This is a genomic window from Sorangium sp. So ce385 (assembly GCF_051474135.1).
Lineage (GTDB): Bacteria > Myxococcota_A > Polyangia > Polyangiales > Polyangiaceae > Sorangium > Sorangium cellulosum_D.
On the sequence record NZ_CP150337.1, the window covers coordinates 7,560,859 to 7,578,256 of the forward strand.

The 17,398-nt window shown below is 72.2% G+C and carries 15 protein-coding genes; 13 read left to right on the forward strand and 2 right to left on the reverse strand.

Annotated features, from left to right (window positions below):
- Positions 1–132: 132 nt before the first annotated feature.
- Complete coding sequence (locus tag WME83_RS27415) at positions 133–756, reverse strand: TetR/AcrR family transcriptional regulator (protein WP_437312642.1); 624 nt, start codon at positions 754–756, stop codon at positions 133–135.
- 281 nt (positions 757–1,037) lie between these two features.
- On the opposite strand from WME83_RS27415, the gene WME83_RS27420 reads away from it, so the two are divergent.
- The gene (locus WME83_RS27420) at positions 1,038–2,546 is read left to right on the forward strand and encodes a serine/threonine-protein kinase (RefSeq protein WP_437312643.1); all 1,509 of its coding nucleotides are present in this window, start codon (positions 1,038–1,040) and stop codon (positions 2,544–2,546) included.
- A 10-nt stretch (positions 2,547–2,556) separates the two neighbouring features.
- The gene (locus WME83_RS27425) at positions 2,557–3,636 is read left to right on the forward strand and encodes a hypothetical protein (protein ID WP_437312644.1); all 1,080 of its coding nucleotides are present in this window, start codon (positions 2,557–2,559) and stop codon (positions 3,634–3,636) included.
- 6 nt (positions 3,637–3,642) lie between these two features.
- On the opposite strand, the gene WME83_RS27430 is transcribed toward WME83_RS27425, so the two are convergent.
- Entirely contained in the window at positions 3,643–5,097 is a 1,455-nt protein-coding gene (locus WME83_RS27430) for a PQQ-dependent sugar dehydrogenase (protein WP_437312645.1), read from the reverse strand.
- A 235-nt stretch (positions 5,098–5,332) separates the two neighbouring features.
- Between WME83_RS27430 and WME83_RS27435 the strand changes: the two genes are divergently transcribed.
- From WME83_RS27435 to WME83_RS27485, 11 genes are all read left to right on the forward strand, one after another.
- Positions 5,333–5,983, forward strand: coding sequence for a cytochrome c3 family protein (locus tag WME83_RS27435; protein ID WP_437312646.1), 651 nt, complete (start codon positions 5,333–5,335; stop codon positions 5,981–5,983).
- Positions 5,984–6,078: 95 nt separating this feature from the next.
- A complete protein-coding gene (locus WME83_RS27440) occupies positions 6,079–9,105 on the forward strand; it encodes a TAT-variant-translocated molybdopterin oxidoreductase (protein WP_437312647.1) in 3,027 nt (1,008 codons plus the stop codon).
- Entirely contained in the window at positions 9,102–10,445 is a 1,344-nt protein-coding gene (gene nrfD / locus WME83_RS27445; protein WP_437312648.1) for an NrfD/PsrC family molybdoenzyme membrane anchor subunit, read from the forward strand. The genes WME83_RS27440 and nrfD overlap by 4 nt, the downstream gene beginning before the upstream one ends.
- On the forward strand, positions 10,445–10,978 hold the full coding sequence (locus WME83_RS27450; protein ID WP_437312649.1) for a DUF3341 domain-containing protein: 534 nt from the start codon (positions 10,445–10,447) through the stop codon (positions 10,976–10,978). The genes nrfD and WME83_RS27450 overlap by 1 nt, the downstream gene beginning before the upstream one ends.
- Entirely contained in the window at positions 10,975–11,595 is a 621-nt protein-coding gene (locus WME83_RS27455; RefSeq protein WP_437312650.1) for a c-type cytochrome, read from the forward strand. Before WME83_RS27450 ends, WME83_RS27455 begins: the two co-directional genes overlap by 4 nt.
- Positions 11,592–12,779, forward strand: a complete 1,188-nt coding sequence (locus tag WME83_RS27460) for a hypothetical protein (protein ID WP_437312651.1) — start codon at positions 11,592–11,594, stop codon at positions 12,777–12,779. The genes WME83_RS27455 and WME83_RS27460 overlap by 4 nt, the downstream gene beginning before the upstream one ends.
- Positions 12,776–13,168: a hypothetical protein gene (locus WME83_RS27465; protein WP_437312652.1), complete on the forward strand. Its 393-nt coding sequence runs from the start codon at positions 12,776–12,778 to the stop codon at positions 13,166–13,168. The genes WME83_RS27460 and WME83_RS27465 overlap by 4 nt, the downstream gene beginning before the upstream one ends.
- Entirely contained in the window at positions 13,168–14,004 is an 837-nt protein-coding gene (locus WME83_RS27470) for an SCO family protein (protein ID WP_437312653.1), read from the forward strand. The genes WME83_RS27465 and WME83_RS27470 overlap by 1 nt, the downstream gene beginning before the upstream one ends.
- On the forward strand, positions 14,001–15,092 hold the full coding sequence (gene coxB / locus WME83_RS27475) for a cytochrome c oxidase subunit II (RefSeq protein WP_437312654.1): 1,092 nt from the start codon (positions 14,001–14,003) through the stop codon (positions 15,090–15,092). Before WME83_RS27470 ends, coxB begins: the two co-directional genes overlap by 4 nt.
- Complete coding sequence (locus WME83_RS27480; protein WP_437312655.1) at positions 15,089–16,750, forward strand: cytochrome c oxidase subunit I; 1,662 nt, start codon at positions 15,089–15,091, stop codon at positions 16,748–16,750. Before coxB ends, WME83_RS27480 begins: the two co-directional genes overlap by 4 nt.
- The gene (locus WME83_RS27485; protein ID WP_437312656.1) at positions 16,722–17,396 is read left to right on the forward strand and encodes a cytochrome c oxidase subunit 3 family protein; all 675 of its coding nucleotides are present in this window, start codon (positions 16,722–16,724) and stop codon (positions 17,394–17,396) included. Before WME83_RS27480 ends, WME83_RS27485 begins: the two co-directional genes overlap by 29 nt.
- Positions 17,397–17,398: the final 2 nt, after the last annotated feature.

The following is a 17,398-nucleotide window of genomic DNA, read 5'->3' on the forward strand; positions in this document are numbered from 1 at the left end:
GCGCGGCCCGTCAGACAGCCTCGCTGGCCCGCGCGGCGGCCGGGGCGGCGACTTGGGATCTCGGGCCCTCCGCGCGGCGCCCGCCGGGGCAGGTGGGCCGGCCCCGCGAGCGGGGATACGCCGGCGCCGCGGTCAGCGCTTCGGCGTGGGGGCGGGCGCGCGGCCGACGAGGCCGTAAAGGACGATCCGGTGGACCGCGGACAGCATCGCCAACGCTTCCTCGCGGGAGCTCTGGAACAGCCACGGAGGGGAGAAGCTCGCGTAGGCGCGGAGGAGCGCGCGCGCGGCGAGCTCGGGGTCCTCGGCGTCGAGCTCGCCCGCGCGGGCGCCGCGGGCGATGAGGTCGCGGAGGAGGGCGCGCTCCTCGTCGAGGAAGCGGGCGTGGGCCGCCTTCACGGCGCGGCTCTGGCAATGCACGAGGTCGCAGGCGTGCGCGCCCGAGCCGGCGAGCTCCAGGAAGGAGCGCGCGCGGGCGTCGAACACCGCGCGCAGCCGGTCGCAGAAGGGCAGGTCGTCCACGGCCGCGGCGGCGCGCATGGCGGCCATGACGGCGCGGTGCTGGCCCTGGGAGAGCTCCTCGACGATGGCGTCCTTCGAGGCGAACTCCAGGTACACGGCGCCGACCGCGATCTCGGCCTCGCGCGCGATGTCGGCGACGGTGGTCTTGGCAGGCCCGTACCGGCGGAGGAGCCGCTCTGTCGCCTCGAGGATCCGCTGACGCCGCTCGCTCGCGCCGCCGGGGTGACCGTGCTCCATGGCGTGAGCGATGTTCTCTCGGATTCACGCCCGGGGGAAGCGTCCCGGCGAGGCGTCGGCGGGAACACCCCGGGGGGCGGCGCGGGCCCCGCGCGGGCGCCGGAGGAGGCGCGGGCCGCGTGGGCGGCGCGCGGGGCCGGGGGAGGCGCGCGACGGAGCCGAGCCATGACGTTGATTGCCGTCCGCCCGGCGGCTATCGTGGGCTGGCTTTGCGCCGGTTTCTCCGCGAAGATCGCGCGTTTCACGCGATCCGCGATCCGGCGTGCCGAAGGGACCGATCGATGACGAGCACCGCGCCGACACACGACGAAGCCGGAGGGCTGGTTCGACAGGGGCAGGTGATCGCCGGCAAATACCGCGTCGAACGGGTGATCGGCGTCGGCGGGATGGGCGTCGTCGTCGCCGCCACCCACCTCCAGCTGGAGGAGCAGGTCGCGATCAAGCTGCTCCTGCCCGCGGCCGCCCACTCGCGCACGCTCGCCGAGCGCTTCGTGCGCGAGGCGCGCGCCGCGGTGAAGGTCAAGAGCGAGCACGTCGCCCGCGTGACCGACGTCGGGACGCTCGAGTCGGGCACGCCGTACATGGTGATGGAGTACCTGTCGGGCAGCGACCTCGCCGACGCGCTCCGCGCCGGCGGGCCCATGCCGCCGCAAATCGCCGTGGAATACGTGCTCCAGGCTTGCGAAGCGCTCGCCGAGGCGCACGCCGCGGGCATCGTCCACCGCGACCTCAAGCCGGCGAACCTGTTCCTGACGCGGCGCGCCGACGGCTCGCCGTGCGTGAAGGTGCTCGACTTCGGGATCTCGAAGGTGGCGACCGGCGGCGCTGATCCGCGGATCACCGACACCACGGCCGTCATGGGCTCGCCGCTCTACATGTCGCCGGAGCAGCTCAAATCCGCGCGCGACGTCGACGCGCGCACCGACATCTGGTCGCTCGGCGTCATCCTGTTCGAGCTGCTCGCGGGCGCGCCGCCGTTCGACGGCGCGACCATGCCGCAGCTCTGCGTGGCGATCATGCAGGGGATCCCGCGCCCGCTCGCCTCGTTCCGCCCCGACGTGCCCCCGGCGCTCGAGGCGGTGATCCAGCGGTGCCTGGAGAAGCTGCCGGAGCGGCGGTTCCGCGACGTCGGGGCGCTGGCCGAGGCGCTCGCGCCGTTCGCGAGCGGGCGCGCGCGGGTCTCCATCGACCGGATCAGCGGGATCTCGCGGAGCTCGGCGCCGTCGCGGCCGGACGCCGCGGCGCGGAGCGGGGCGGTCTCGCCGACGATGGCGAGCACCTCCGCGCCGTGGACGGGGACGGTCGTGCGGCGGAAGCGGCCGGTGGGGCTCGTCGCGCTGGCCGGCATCGGCCTGTCGCTCGCCGTCGCGCTCGGGATCTTCGGCTTCCTGAGCGCCCGCGCGGGCCGCGACGGCGCCCCGGCCGAGCCGTCCGCCAGCGCCGCTGCGGCGCCGTCGCCGGCCGGCTCCGCCGCGCTGCCCGACGCGCCCGCGGGATTGCCGCCGGCCGGCTCCGCGGCGCCGCCCGACGCGCCCGTGGCGCTCTCGCCGGCCGTCACGCCCGGCGGCGTCGAGGCGCCCCCGCCGGCGGAGGCGGCAGCGCCGGGCTCGGCCGCGGCCGCCTCCGCGGCGCCGGCCGGCGGCAAGCCCGCGGCGGCGCGCCCGGCGAGCGCCGCTCCTCGCCCCGCACCCGCGGGCGCCGCGGCCGCGCCGCAGCCCCGGACCCCCCGGCCGGCCGCCGCTCCGGCCGCCGCGCCGGCGAGCGGCAACCTGTTCGACGATCGCAAGTGAGGACACGACCATGACGAGCCTGCCCATGCAGCACCTCGGGCGCCTGCTGGCGCTCGCGATGTTCCTTGCCGCCCTCGTGGGCGGCGGCCGCGACGCCAGGGCCGATACGGCGGCGGCGCAGGCGCTGTTCGACGCGGCCCGGCAGCTGATGGCCCAGGGCAGGCACGCCGAGGCGTGCCCCAAGCTGGAGGAGAGCCAGCGGCTCGATCCCGGCATCGGCACGCAGTTCAACCTCGCGGCCTGCTACGAGCAGGTCGGCCGGACGGCGAGCGCCTGGTCGACGTTCCTCGACGTGGCGGGCGCGGCCAAGGCCGCCGGCCAGCTGGAGCGCGAGAAGGTCGCGCGGCAGCGCGCCACCGCGCTGGAGCCGAAGCTCATCCGGCTGACGATCACGGCGCCCGCGGACGCCCCGGCCGACCTCCAGGTGAAGCGCGACGGCGCCCTCGTGGGGCGCGCGCAGTGGGGCACGCCGGTGCCCGTGGATCCCGGAAAGCACACGGTCGAGGCCTCCGCCGCCGGCCGATCGCCGTTCGTGAAGACCGTCGAGCTCAACAAGGCCGGCGCCTCGGAGACGGTGGCCGTCCCGCCGCTCGCGGGCGCGCCGGCCCGCGCCGCCGCCCCGCCGGTGAGCGGCCCCGCCGCGCCGCCGGCGCGCGCCGCCGCGCCGCCGGCGAGCGCGAGCGGCGCCGCGCTCGCGCCCGTGGCCGGGCGCGCTCCATCCCCCCCGCCGCAGCCGCTGACCCGGCGCCGCAGCAAGGGGATGATGGTCACGGGCATCGTCCTGACGAGCATCGGCGCCGTGGCCCTCCTCGGCGGGGGCCTGGCGCTCGCCGCGAGCTCGGCCACGGACACGGACCCGGAGTACACCGACCCGTTCGAGGAAGAGCTCGGCTACGAGGAAGATGCCAGCGCGACGGAGGCCGGGGTTGCGCTCATCCTCGGCGGGGTCGTCTTCGCCGGCGTCGGCATCCCGCTCGCCATCATCGGCGGCCGCAAGGTGCCGGTCCAGCCGGAGAAGAAGGCCGCCTCCGCGCCGCCGCCCGAGCTCGTCCTCGGCCCGCGCTACGCCGGGCTCCGCTGGTCCATGTGATCGCCATCACTCCGGATCGATGCGGTACACGGTGCCGCCGCCGAAATCCATGACGTAGACCTCGCCCGTGCCGTCCTGCCCGAAGCTGGCGAGCTTGAAGCGGAACGACCCGAGATCATCCGTCCGGTCGACGGGGGCGGACGCCACCCCGCCCTCGTACGTCAGCGTCCAGATCCGGCCGCTGCAGTAGTCGCCGAACAGATAGCTGCCCCGGAGCCAGGGGATCTTGCTGCCCCGGTAGACGTAGCCGCCGGTGACCGAGCAATCCTCGATCACCTGCCCGGCATGGCCGTATTCGGCGGCGGGGAGCGTGGTGGTGCCCTCGGGATCGCAGTCTTCCGCCGGCGAGAAGCAGTGCGCGCCCTCCATGAGGCGCCAGCCGTAGTTCCTCCGGCCCTGCCCCGCCGGCTCGATGTTGATCTCCTCCCAGAGCCGCTGTCCGACGTCGGCGATGTAGAGATCGCCCGTGCACGCGTCGAAGCTGAAGCGGTACGGATTGCGCAGGCCATAGTCCCAGATCTCGGGCAGGACGCCCTCGCCGGTCATGTTCCCTTCCGGGATGCGGTACGGGTGCGTCGAGACGTCGATGCGAAGGATCTTCCCGAGCAGCGTCGTGAGATCCTGGCCATTGCCGATGGGCGAGTGGCCGGCGCCGGTATCGTTGCTGTTCCCGCCGTCGCCGAGCCCGAGATAGAGAAAACCGTCGACCGGGCTGAACTCGAGCGAGCCGCCGTTGTGGTTGCGCGCCGGCTGCGCCTGCTCGAGGTAGGTGGCCACCGGCGTCGGATTGGCCACGTCCGGGCGCTCGCCCCGCGCGAACTCGACGACGCGCGTGTCGCCGCCCGTCTCCTTGTCGGAGTAATGGACGAAGAAGCGGCCGTTGCTCTCGTACTCCGGGTGGAAGGCGAGCCCGAGGAGGCCGCGCTCGTCCGCGAAGACGAGGAGGTGCCGGATGTCGAGGAAGACCGTCGGCTCGGTCGCCCCCGCGTCGAGGACGAGGATCTGACCGGGCTGGGTCACGATGAAGAGCCGCGTGGGGTCGCCCGGCGCGGATTTCACGAGGATCGGGGATTCGAGGCCGGTGACGAGCGGGGTGAGCTTCAGCGCGCCCTCGTCCTCGGACGGCGGCGCGCAGCTCAGCCGCGCGCCGCCCCCGCCGCTCGCGCCAGCGCCGCCGTCACCGCCCGCCCCGCCGTCACCGCCGGCCCCGCCCTCGCCGGCGCCGCCCCCGCCGGAGCTGCCCCCGGCATCGCCGCTTCCGCCGGCGCCGCCGTCACCGCCCTCGCCCGCGCCGCCCCGGCCCGGCCCGCCGGTCGAGGAGGCCGAGGAGGCCGCGCCGCCGGTGCCGAGGGGCAGCGGGGAGAGCGATTCGTCGCCCGCGCACGCGAAGAAGGCGAGCCCGGCCGCCACCGGAAGCGCGATGACCAGGAGGGGCGATAGGGCAGAGTTCGATGGCCTCATCGCGGCAAGATATCGCAGATCTCCGTCCCCCGAGGCGAAGATCTGGTGTTCGCGGCCGGCGCTCGCGCGCACGGCGCAATCGAGCGCACGCCGGACGGCGCTGCTCCGGGATCGCCTGAGCGCCCGGAATCCCGGCGCGCGCGCGAGACGAGATCGCGAAACGACCCCGGCGATCTCCGCATCGATGGAGATGGCCGCCTCGCCGCCCATCGAGCGAGGCCGGCTACACGAGATCATGGCATCCGTCTTCCCGCGCTGGAGCAACACCGCCTTCCGAATCGCCATCGCCGCCGTCCTCCTCGGCGGCGCGGCGGCCGTGGCAGCGCCGATGATCTACGTGCGCACGGACTGGAACACCGGGCGGAACCTGCCCGTGCAGCAGCCGGTGCAGTTCGACCACAGGCACCATGTGCAGGACGACGCGATCGATTGCCGGTTCTGCCATTCCACGGTCGAGCGCGCCGGCACGGCGGGGATGCCGCCGACCGCGCTCTGCATGGAGTGTCACAGCCAGATCTGGAATCAGAGCCCGAAGCTCCAGCTCGTCCGGAGCAGCTTTTTTTCGAACACGCCCATCGTCTGGAACCGCGTCACCAACATCCCCGACTTCGTGTACTTCAGCCACGCGATCCACGTGAACAAGGGGGTGGGCTGCGTGACCTGCCACGGACGCGTGGACCAGATGCCCGACGTCCGGCAGGCGACTCCGATGACGATGGGCTGGTGCCTCGACTGCCACAGGGCGCCGGAGCGGCACCTCCGCCCGCCCTCCGCCGTCGTGGACATGGAGTGGGACGCCGGCCCCGACGCGGAGCGGATCGGCCGCCAGATCGCGCGGGAGCTCGGCGTGAGGCGCCTCGAGCACTGCTCGACCTGCCACAGGTGAGCGCGCGGGAGCAGGCGGAGGCGAGGAGACGGCATGCAGCGAACAGCGGAGAGCACTCGATCCGGCGGCGCCGGCCGCCGAGGACCTGAAGAGGGATGATGGCTGATCAGAGACAGACCCCCTGGAGCGCGGCGCTCGACGGCAAGACGGGCAAGGCATACTGGCGCAGCCTCGCGGACCTCCTCGAATCGCCGGAGCTCCGCGAGGCCGCGGCGCGAGAGCTCCCCGGCGGCGAGGGCGACCCGGGCGCCGTGAGCCGGCGGGGCTGGCTCAAGCTCCTCGGCGCGAGCATGGCGCTCGCGGGCGTCTCCGGGTGCCGATCGAGGCCCGCGGACAAGATCGTGCCTTATGTGACGAACCCGCCGGAGGTGACGCCGGGGATCCTCCGGTACTACGCCACGAGCCTGGAGCTCGACGGGTTCGCCACAGGCATCCTCGTCGAGAACCACGAGGGGCGGCCGACGAAGGTCGAGGGCAACCCGGAGCACCCGGCGAGCCTCGGCGCGACCGGCGTCTACGAGCAAGCGTCGGTGCTCGGCCTCTACGATCAGCACCGGGCGCGCGCGGCGCGGCGCGGCGCGGCGCCGGCGGCGTGGCAGGCGTTCATCGATCAGTTCGGCGCGGCGCGGGGCGACCGCGGCGCCGGGCTCCGGTTCGTCCTCCGGCCGACCGGCTCGCCGCTCGTCCTCGACCTCATCGGCCGCGTCCAGGCGCGCCATCCGGCCGCGCGGTTCACGTTCTACGCGCCCGCCCGGTCGGCCGACCCGGCGCGCGGGGCCGCGCTCGCCTTCGGCGCGCCGCTCCAGGCCCAGTACGACTTCCGGGCGGCGGACGTCATCCTCGCGCTCGACGCCGACTTCCTCGCGTCGATGCCGTTCAGCGTGCCGTATGCGCGCCAGTTCGCCGAGCGCAGGCGCATCGGCTCGCCGACGGGCACCATGAACCGCCTCTACGTCGTCGAGCCCGGGCTGAGCCCGACCGGGAGCATGGCCGACCACCGGCTGCGCAAGCGCCCGAGCGAGGTGCCGGCGCTCGCCGCGGCGATCGCGGCGGAGCTCTTCGCGGTCGGCCCGCGCCCCGGATCCATCCCACCCCAGGCGCTCGGCGCGCTCGAGCCGCTCCGGGCGCACGTGCGCGCCGAGGAGCAGCCGTTCGTCCGGGCGCTCGCGCGCGACCTCGCGCGCGGCGGCGCGGCGAGCGTCGTCGTCGCGGGGGAGCGGCAGCCTCCGCCGGTCCACGCGCTCGCGCACCTCATGAACGCGGCGCTCGGCAACGACCGCGCCGCGTGGGTCACCGGGTCGACCCTGATCTCGGCCGGCGCCGCGGAGCAGGAGCTCGCCGCGCTCGCCGACGAGATCCGGCGCGGCGGCGTCGATACGCTCGTGATCCTCGAGAACAACGTCGCCTACACGGCGCCCGCGGATCTCGAGCTCGCGGCGCTCCTCCGCTCCGTCCCGAACCGCGTCTACCTCGGGCTCTACGAGGACGAGACCGCGGCCGCCTGCAGCTGGTTCGTGCCCGCCGCGCACGAGCTCGAGGCCTGGGGCGACGCCCGCGCCTACGACGGCACGGTCTCGCTGGTCCAGCCGCTCATCGAGCCGTTGTTCGATGGCAAGACCGCCTCCGAGGTGCTCTCCGTGTTCGCGGGCGAGCCGCGCCGGAACGCGCGCGAGCTCCTGCGCGACGCCTGGTCGGCGCGGCGGGGCGGCGCCGACTTCGACGCGTTCTGGGAGGAGGCGCTCCGGCGCGGGCTCGTCGAGGGCACCGCGGCCCCGCGCGAGGCCGCCGCCCTGCGGCCCGACGGGGCGCTCGCGGCGCTCGGGCAGCTCGCCGCGGCGGTCCCGGCGCCGGCGAACGTCCTGGAGGTCGCCTTCTCGGTCGACGCCAACGTCTATGACGGCCGGTTCGCCAACAACCCGTGGCTGCTCGAGCTGCCCGATCCGATGACCAAGCTGACCTGGGACAACGCCGCGCTGCTCAGCCCGGACACGGCCAGAGCGCTCGGCGTCGAGAGCGAGGATGTGGTCGATCTCGAGCTCCGGGGGCGGACGATCTCGATACCGGTCCTCGTCGCGCCGGGACACGCCGACGGCATGGTGTCGCTCGCGCTCGGCTACGGGCGGAGCGGCGCCGAGTCGATCGCCGCCGGCGTGGGGGCCGACGCGTACCGGCTCCGCACCGCGGACGCGCCGTTCTTCGCGGCGGGCCTCTCGGTGCGCAAGCGGCCGGAGGAGAAGCACCGGCTCGCCCTGACGCAGACGCACTTCGGCCTGCGCGGGCGGCCCATCGCGCTCTCGGTCCCCCTCGCCCTCTACCGCGAGCACCCCGATTTCACGGAGGCGTTCAAGGGGCCGGTCCCGTCCCTCCTGCCCGCGGTGCCAGCCTCCGGGGTGGCGCTCGCGCAATGGGGCATGACGATCGATCTCTCGATCTGCACCGGCTGCAGCGCGTGCGTCGCCGCGTGCCAGGCCGAGAACAACGTCCTCGTGGTGGGCAGGGACGAGGTCCTGAACAGCCGCGAGATGCACTGGCTCCGCATCGACACGTATTACTCCGGCGACCCGCGCGACCCTGGCGTCGTCCACCAGCCCATGATGTGCCAGCACTGCGAGAAGGCGCCGTGCGAGTACGTGTGCCCGGTCAACGCGACCACGCACAGCCCCGACGGGCTCAACGAGATGACCTACAACCGCTGCGTCGGGACGCGGTTCTGCTCGAACAACTGCCCCTACAAGGTCCGCCGCTTCAACTGGTTCGATTACCACGAGCTCCACGCCTACAACACGGGGCTCGCGAGGCTCCAGCGCAACCCCGACGTGACCGTGCGGGAGCGCGGCGTCATGGAGAAGTGCACGTACTGCGTCCAGCGGATCCGCCGCGCGGAGATCGCGGCGCGCGTCGAGCAGCGCGGGATCCGCCCGGGCGAGGTCGTCACGGCCTGCCAGCAGGCCTGCCCGACGCGGGCGATCCAGTTCGGGGCGCTCGAGCACGCAGAGACGCCGATGGTCGCGTGGCGGAGCGAGCCGCGGAGCTACGCGGTGCTGCACGACCAGGGGACCCGGCCGAGGACGATGTACCTCGCGCGCGTCGACAACAAGAACCCGGAGCTCGGCGAGCCGTGACACACCCCCTCATCCTCGGGAGGCCCACCGACGAGGCCCTCTCGGAAGAGCTGCTGTCGGTCGTCTGGAAGCCGCGGTCGCGGCTCTGGTGGGCGGCGCTCGCGCTCACCGGCGCAGGGACGATCGTGCTCTTGACGGCCGTCGCCTACACCATCACGAGCGGCATCGGCGTCTGGGGCAACAACATCCCGGTGGGCTGGGCGTTCGGGATCATCAACTTCGTGTTCTGGATCGGGATCGGGCACGCCGGGACGTTCATCTCGGCGATCCTGCTCCTGCTCGAGCAGCGCTGGCGCACGAGCATCAACCGGTTCGCCGAGGCGATGACCCTCTTCGCGGTCCTCCAGGCAGCCATTTACCCGCTCCTGCACCTCGGGCGGCCGTGGTTCGCGTACTGGCTCATCCCCTACCCTTCCACGCTGAGGGTCTGGCCTCAGTTCAAGAGCGCGCTGCCCTGGGACGCGGCGGCGATCTTCACGTACTTCACGGTCTCACTCGTGTTCTGGTACCTCGGGCTCGTCCCCGACTTCGCGTCCCTGCGCGATCGGGCGCCCGATCGCCGCCGCCGGGTGATCTACGGCATCCTGTCGCTCGGCTGGCGCGGCTCCGCGCAAGGCTACCGCCATTACCGCCTCCTCTACGGCCTCCTCGCCGGCCTCGCGACGCCGCTCGTCCTCTCGGTGCACTCGATCGTGAGCAGCGACTTCGCGATATCGCTCGTCCCGGGGTGGCACTCGACCATCTTCCCCCCGTTCTTCGTCGCGGGCGCCATCTTCTCCGGCTTCGCGATGGTGCTCACGCTCCTCATCCCGGCGCGCCGGATCTTCCACCTGGAGCGCGTCGTCACCCAGCGGCACCTCGACAACCTCAGCAAGCTGACGCTCGTCACGGGCTGGATCGTCATCTACTCGTACATCATCGAGCTCTTCGCGGCCTGGTACAGCGGCTCGGAGTACGAGATGTATCAGTTCTTCGTCGCGCGCCCCAGCGGGCCGAACGCCGCCGTGTTCTGGGCGCAGATGTTCTGCAACGTCGCCGTCCCGCAGCTGCTCTGGTCCTCGCGCGTCCGCAGCAACCTGATCCTGCTCTGGATCATCTCGATTCTCGTGAACGTCGGGATGTGGTCGGAGCGGTTCGTGATCATCGTCATGGGGCTCCAGCGCGAGTTCATCCCGTCCGGGTGGCACGCCTACGGCCCGACGTGGGTCGACATCTCGATGTTCGCCGGGACGTTCTGCTTCTTCCTGTTCCTCTTCCTCATCTTCCTGCGCCTGTTGCCGTTCATCCCGGTGGCCGAGGTCAAGGAGCTGAACCGCGAGCTCGGCAAGGAGGAGCACTGATGCGGAGAGGTCTGCTCGCCGAGTTCGAGACGCCGGAGGCGATGCTCCGGGCGATCGCGGAGCTCAGGAGCCGCGGGTACCGGCGCCTCGACGCGTTCACGCCGTACCCGGTGCACGGCCTCGACGAGGCGCTCGGCCTGCGCCGCTCGCCGCTCAACTGGATCGTCCTGCCGTTCGCGCTGGCGGGCGCCGCGGGGGGCTACCTCGTCCAGTGGCACAACAACGCGTACGACTATCCCCTCATCGTGGGCGGGCGGCCGGGGCACGCACCCCCGGCGTTCGTGCCGATCACCTTCGAGATGACGGTGCTCGCCGCCGCCCTGACGGGGTTCGTCGTGATGCTCGTCCTCACGCGGCTGCCCGAGCTCTGGAGCCCGATCTTCGACGTCCCGGGGTTCGAGCGCGCCACCATCGATCGATTCTGGATAGGCATCGACGCCCGCGACCCGGCGCTCATCAGCCCCCTCGCCGAGCGCGATCTCACCGATCTCGGCGCGCTCGCCGTCGCCTGGGCCGGGAAGGAGCGCACATGAAGCGCGGCCGCCTCCTCCTGGCCGCGGCGCTCTGCCTCTCGTGCACCCCGTCGACCCCGGCCGATCCGGAGCCCGGGGACGCCGACGCGCTGGACCTCGAGCGCATGCTCCGCCAGGCGCGCTACGCGCCCTACCAGCCATCGGAGCTCTTCCAAGACGGCGCCGTCATGCGCCGCCCGCCCGAGGGCACCGTGCCGCACGACCGCGTGACCGGCGATCCCGGGCTGACGCGCGGGGTCGCCGGCGGCGCGTACGTCACGCGCATCCCGGTCCCGGTGACGCTCGACCTGCTCCGGTACGGCAAGCAACGCTACGATATCTTCTGCGCCACCTGCCACGGGATCGCCGGAGACGGCGAGTCGGAGGTCGCGCGCAACATGACCCAGCGCCGCCCGCCGTCGCTCGTCGACGCGCGCGCGCAGGCGTTCCCGCCCGGCCGCATCTACCAGTCCATCGTCCAGGGCTACGGGCTCATGCGCTCCTACGAGCCGCAGATCCCGCTCCGCGAGCGCTGGGCGATCGTGGCCTACATCAAGGCGCTCGGGAGGAGCCGCGCCGCCGCGCTCGACGCGCTCCCCGAACCCCTCCGCGAGCGCGCTCGGAAGGAGCTCCCGTGAACCTCCGCATCCCCGTCTTCCGGGGCGGCCGCGCGATCGTGACGCGGTCGCTCGGCCTCGCCCTCGTCGGCGCCGCGCTGCTCGTGGCCGGCGCGTTCGTGGACCGCGAGCGGCTCTTCTACGCCTACCTCGCGGCCTACGCCTACGCCGTGACCACCGCGGTCGGCGCGCTCATCTTTCTCATGATCTGCAACGCCATGGGCGCGACGTGGCCGGTGGCCGTCCGCCGCCTCGCGGAGGCGATCGTCGGGTCATTGCCGCTCCTCGCCGCGCTGTTCATCCCGCTCCTGTTCGGGCTGGACGCGCTCTACGGCGACTGGCTCCACCCCGAGACCATCGGCGAAGAGCACGTGAGGGAGATCGTGCTCCACAAGCGGCCCTACCTGAACCTCCCCTTCTTCCTCGTCAGGACCGCGATCTACTTCGCGGTGTGGCTCGCCTTCGGCGCCCTGCTCCGGCGCGGCTCGCTCCGGGGCGACGCGACGCCCGCGCTCGCGGCCGGCGGCCGCCTCCGCCTGATCAGCGTCGTCGGCCTCCCGCCCGTCGCGCTCGCCCTCTCGTTCGCCTCGTTCGACTGGCTCATGTCCCTCGCGCCGACGTGGGTGTCGACGATGTTCCCCGTCTACGTCTTCGGCGGCGGCTTCGTCGCGGCGATAGCGCTGCTCACGGTGCTCGCGTTCGCCGCCGAGCGCGGTGGGCTCCTGCCCGGGCTCCGCGCGTCGCACTACTACGCCCTCGGCCGGCTGCTCCTCGCGTTCACGATCTTCTGGGCCTACGCCGCCTTCTTCCAGTTCATGCTGATGTGGATCGCGAACAAGCCCGAAGAGGTCGAGTTCTACCTGCGCCGCTCCCACGGCCCGTGGCGGACCGCGACGCTCGTCCTCGTGCTCGCGCGGTTCGTGATCCCCTTCGCGATCCTGCTCAATTACCGGATCAAGCGGCGGCCGGCCTGGCTGTCGGCCGTCGCCGCCTGGGTCCTCGCCGCGCATTACCTCGACATGCACTGGCTCGTCGTGCCCGAGGCCCCCGGCGGCGGCGCGCCGCTGCACTGGCTCGATCTCGCGGCGCTCCTCGCCGTGGTCGGCCCGTGCGTCGCGTTCGCCGCGCTGCGCCTGCGCGGCAAGCCGCTCGCCCCCATCAACGACCCGGCGCTGCCGGCCGCCTTCCGTTACGAGAGCGTATGACGACCCATTACCGCCGTCCCGACGTTCGCCAGGAAGAGGATCTCCTCCCCTGGCGGAGGATCCTCGCCGTCGCGTTCACCGTCGTCGTGATCTTCGTCATCCTGGGCGTCTGGTCGTGGGTGCTCCTGCGCGGCCGCGAGGCCGAGCTCCGCCCCGCGGGCAGGAGCCTCGCCCGCGCCAGGGAGGGCTTCGAGCCGCGCGGCGAGCTGTCCGGGGTGGATCAGCGCGTCTTCCAGCGCGATTCCGTCGGCGAGGAGGGGTTCGGCAAGATGCTGGACCGCAGGAAGCGCGAGGAGCTCGGCCGCTTCGGCTGGGCCGACCGGGGCCGCGGGATCGTGCAGATCCCGATCGAGGACGCGATGAACCTCGTCGTGGAGGAGAGCCGCTGATGAGGATGCACCCCGTGTCCACCGCCGCGCTCTTCGCCCTCGTGTTCTCGCGCGCGCCGCTCGCCGCCGCCGTGGATGCGCCGTCGCTCCCGCCCGCCGCGCGCGAGGCCGACATCGACGAGCGCCTCGGGGGCGCCGTGGACAAGGCCCTTCAGTTCACGGACATGGACGGACGGCGCGCGCCGCTCGCGGAGCACTTCGACGGGCGGCGGCCGGTCCTCCTCGTCCTCGCCTATTACCGCTGCCCGACGCTCTGCGGCCTCGTGCTGCGCGGCCTCGTCGCCGGCATGACGAAGCTCGATTACCGGCTGGGCGAGCAGTACCGCGCGCTCACGGTGAGCTTCGATCCGCGGGATACCCCGGAGTCCGCGGCGCGGAAGCGCGGGGCCACCCTGTCGGCGCTCGGCATGACGGGCGCCCCCGACCGCGGGGCCTGGCCGTTCCTCACCGGCGAGCTCCCGGAGATCCGCGCGCTCGCCGGCGATCTCGGCTTCCGGTTCGCGTACGACGCGCGGACCGAGCAGTACGCGCACCCCGCGGCGGTCTTCGTGCTCACGCCGGACGGCCGCATCTCCCGCTACCTCTATGGCATCGAGTTCTCCGCCCTCGACCTCCGGCTCGCCCTCCTCGAGGCCAGCCGCGGGCAGGTGGGCACCTCGTTCGACCGCGTCATCATGACGTGTTATCGCTACGACCCCGCGAGCCGCCGCTACGGCCCTTATGTGGCCGGCTTCCTGCGGATCGGCGCGGCCTCCATCCTGACCTGGGTCGTCGCGCTGGTCGCCTTTTTCGGCTGGCAAGGGCGGCGGCGCAGGCGGCGGGAGGGCGCGCGATGAACGAGCTCCTGCGTCAGCTGCTCTTCCTGCCCGAGCAGCGCTCCTCGCTGGCCGGCGAGATCGACTGGCTGCACTACTTCGTCATCGTGGTGACGATGGGGGGCGCCTTCCTGATCACGCTGATCGGCGGGTATTTCCTCATCCATTATCGCCGTCGGGTCGGGAGCACCACGCGGCCTCACCCCGGGGTGTTCGCGCGGCCGGCGCTCTTCGTGGAGACGGTGGGGCTCCTCAGCCTCGGCTTCGTGTTCCTCACGTTCTGGAACATCGGCACGCGCCAGTTCGTCGACCTGCGCACGCCGCCGGAGGACGCGCTCGACGTCTACGTCACGGCCAAGCAGTGGATGTGGAAGTTCAGCTATCCGGGGGGAGAGAGCATGATCTCCGCGCTCTACGTGCCTGCGCGCAGGCCGGTGAGGCTCGTCATGACGTCGCGCGACGTCATCCACAGCTTCTTCGTGCCCGCGTTCCGCATCAAGCAAGACGTCCTGCCGGGCCGGTATACCACCGTCTGGTTCGAGGCGAGCGAGCCCGGCGCCTACCCCATCCTCTGCACCGAGTACTGCGGCACGAGCCACTCCGAGATGCGCGGCCAGGTGATCGCGCTCGACCCGGCCGACTACGAGCGCTGGCTCGCGGGCGGCGCGGCGAGCACCCCGGCGTTCGCGCAGCAGGCCGCCGCCCAGGCGGAGCAGGAGCGCGCGGCGGCCGAGCCCACGATGCCGCTCCGCGGCCAGCAGGCCGCCGCCCGGCACGGCTGCTTCCGCTGCCACACCCTCGACGGCACGCTGCACGTCGGCCCCACCTGGGCCGGCCTCTACCGCTCCGTCGTGCCGCTCGAGAACGGCGGCGAGCGCATCGCCGACGAGGCCTACATCACGGAGTCGATCATGGATCCTCTCGCCGTCCGGCACCGCGGCTTCCTGCCGGTCATGCCGTCGTACCTGGGGCAGATCACGCCGCCCGAGGTCGCCGCGATCATCGAGCTCATCAAATCGATCCGCGACGTGCCGCGCGGCCCTGTGGTGCCGTGGGACGGCGTCAGCGGAGGCGGCGCCCCCGCGCCGGGAGGGAGGACGACGCCATGATAGCCCATGAGGTCGAGGGGACAGCGCCCGTTCACGGCTCGCACGAGCTCGATTACCTCCGCGCCGGCGCCGGCGTGCGCTCGTGGCTGCTCACGACCGATCACAAGCGCATCGGGATCATGTTCTACGCGCTGATCATCCCGATGCTCCTGCTCGGCGGCGCCTTCGCGCTCGTCCTCCGGACGGAGCTCTTGACCCCCGGGCCCACGGTGATCGACGCGTCGACCTACAACCGCATGTTCACGCTCCACGGCGTGGTCATGGTGTGGCTCTTCATGATCCCGTCGATCCCGAACATCTTCGGGAACTTCGCCCTCCCGCTCATGATCGGCGCCAAGGACCTCGCCTTCCCGCGCCTCAACCTGGCGAGCCTCTACGTCTACGCGATCGGCGCCGTGGTCACGCTGGCCGCGGCGATCGCCGGGGGCGCGGACACCGGGTGGACGTTCTACCCGCCGTACAGCACGACCACGCCCGCCGGCGTCATGCCGGTCGTCATCGGCATCTTCATCCTCGGCATCTCGTCGATCATGACGTCGGTGAACTTCATCGCCACGACGCACACCATGCGCGCCAGCGGGCTCGACTGGGGCCGCCTGCCGCTCTTCGCGTGGGCGATCTACAGCACGAGCATCATCATCCTGCTCGCGACGCCCGTCCTCGGCCTGACGATCCTGCTCGTCGGGCTGGACCACATCTACCATTTCGGCATCTTCGACCCGACGCTGGGCGGAGATCCGGTGCTGTTCCAGCACCTGTTCTGGTTCTACTCCCACCCTGCCGTCTACATCATGGTGCTCCCGGCGCTCGGGGTCATCAGCGAGGTGGTCTGCACCTTCTCGCAGCGGCAGCCGGCGTCCTACTGGGCGATCGCCCTCTCGTCGCTCGGGATCGCCTTCATCGGGTTCACCGGCTGGGGTCACCACATGTTCGTGGCCGGGATGAGCGAGCTCAACGCCGGGATCTTCGGCGCGCTCTCGATGTTCGTCGCGATCTTCTCCGCCATCAAGGTCTTCACCTGGGTGGCGACGCTGCAGAAGGGGTCCATCCAGTTCAGCACCCCGATGCTCTATTTCTTCTGGTTCCTCTTCCTCTTCGTCTTCGGCGGCATGACCGGCGTCGCCACGGCGACGCAGTCGCTCGACGTGCACTGGCACGACACCTACTTCGTCGTCGCCCACTTCCATTTCATCATGGTGGGCGGCACGCTCACCGCGTTCCTCGCGGCCGCGCACTACTGGTTCCCCAAGATGTTCGGCCGCATGTACTCCGAGTCGATGGGGCTGCTCACCTCGTTCGGCGTGTTCCTGGGGTTCATCCTGACGTTCCTCCCGCAGTTCCTGCTGGGCAACGCCGGGATGCCGCGCCGCTATTACAGCTACCCGGAGCAGTACCAGTGGCTGAACGTCCTCTCGACCGGCGGCGCTTACCTGCTCTCGGGCGCGCTCCTGCTCGCGCTCTTGAACCTCCTCATCGCCCTGCGCTGGGGCAAGCGCGCCCCGGCCAATCCGTGGAGGTCCCGGAGCTACGAGTGGGCGACGCCGCCCCTCCCGCCGGCGCACAACTTCCCCGCGACGCCGATCGTCGAGCGCGGCCCGTACGACTACCACCTGAACGACGAGGAGGCCCATGCCCGAATCTCAGCCGACGCCCGTTGAGCCGCAGCCGCTCGCCCCGGCGCGGCTCGCCATGCAGTTCGAGGATCTCGAGAAGCAGACCCACGCCGCGCACTTCGGGATGTGGATCTTCCTCGCCAGCGAGGTCCTCCTCTTCGGCGGCCTCTTCGGCCTGTACGCCGCCTACCGCGCGGTCTTCGGCGCCGATTTCATGGCGGCGATCGCCCACAACAACGCCGTCATCGGGACGGCCAACACGGCGATCCTCCTCACGAGCAGCCTCCTCGTGGCGATGAGCGTCTACGCCGTGCGCCTCGACCAGCCCGCGAGGGCCGGCCGATTCCTGCTCGGCGCCATCGCGCTCGGCCTCGCCTTCCTCGCGCTGAAGAGCGTCGAGTACGCCGCGCACTTCCGCGAGGGGATCTTCCCCGGCGCCGGCTACCGCTTCGAGGAGCTCCCGCAGGCGGGCGCGAAGGTGTTCTTCACGCTCTATTACCTGACGACCGGGCTCCACGCCATCCACGTCACGGCGGGGCTCGTGGTCCTCGGCTGGCTGGCGTGGGGGTGTTTCCGGCGCCGGTACGGCGCGGGCAACGAGACGCACGTCGAGCTCGGCGGGCTCTACTGGCACCTCGTCGACGTGATCTGGATCTTCCTCTGGCCGATGCTCTACCTGATGCACCGCTAAGG

What these genes read in the sequence shown, in the direction of transcription:
- WME83_RS27415 (WP_437312642.1), bottom strand. Translation starts at nt 756, where the DNA reads ATGGAGCACGGTCACCCCGGCGGCGCGAGCGAGCGGCGTCAGCGGATC.
- WME83_RS27420 (WP_437312643.1), top strand. Translation starts at nt 1,038, where the DNA reads ATGACGAGCACCGCGCCGACACACGACGAAGCCGGAGGGCTGGTTCGA.
- WME83_RS27425 (WP_437312644.1), top strand. Translation starts at nt 2,557, where the DNA reads ATGACGAGCCTGCCCATGCAGCACCTCGGGCGCCTGCTGGCGCTCGCG.
- WME83_RS27430 (WP_437312645.1), bottom strand. Translation starts at nt 5,097, where the DNA reads ATGAGGCCATCGAACTCTGCCCTATCGCCCCTCCTGGTCATCGCGCTT.
- WME83_RS27435 (WP_437312646.1), top strand. Translation starts at nt 5,333, where the DNA reads ATGGCATCCGTCTTCCCGCGCTGGAGCAACACCGCCTTCCGAATCGCC.
- WME83_RS27440 (WP_437312647.1), top strand. Translation starts at nt 6,079, where the DNA reads ATGATGGCTGATCAGAGACAGACCCCCTGGAGCGCGGCGCTCGACGGC.
- WME83_RS27450 (WP_437312649.1), top strand. Translation starts at nt 10,445, where the DNA reads ATGCGGAGAGGTCTGCTCGCCGAGTTCGAGACGCCGGAGGCGATGCTC.
- WME83_RS27455 (WP_437312650.1), top strand. Translation starts at nt 10,975, where the DNA reads ATGAAGCGCGGCCGCCTCCTCCTGGCCGCGGCGCTCTGCCTCTCGTGC.
- WME83_RS27465 (WP_437312652.1), top strand. Translation starts at nt 12,776, where the DNA reads ATGACGACCCATTACCGCCGTCCCGACGTTCGCCAGGAAGAGGATCTC.
- WME83_RS27470 (WP_437312653.1), top strand. Translation starts at nt 13,168, where the DNA reads ATGAGGATGCACCCCGTGTCCACCGCCGCGCTCTTCGCCCTCGTGTTC.
- coxB (WP_437312654.1), top strand. Translation starts at nt 14,001, where the DNA reads ATGAACGAGCTCCTGCGTCAGCTGCTCTTCCTGCCCGAGCAGCGCTCC.
- WME83_RS27480 (WP_437312655.1), top strand. Translation starts at nt 15,089, where the DNA reads ATGATAGCCCATGAGGTCGAGGGGACAGCGCCCGTTCACGGCTCGCAC.
- WME83_RS27485 (WP_437312656.1), top strand. Translation starts at nt 16,722, where the DNA reads ATGCCCGAATCTCAGCCGACGCCCGTTGAGCCGCAGCCGCTCGCCCCG.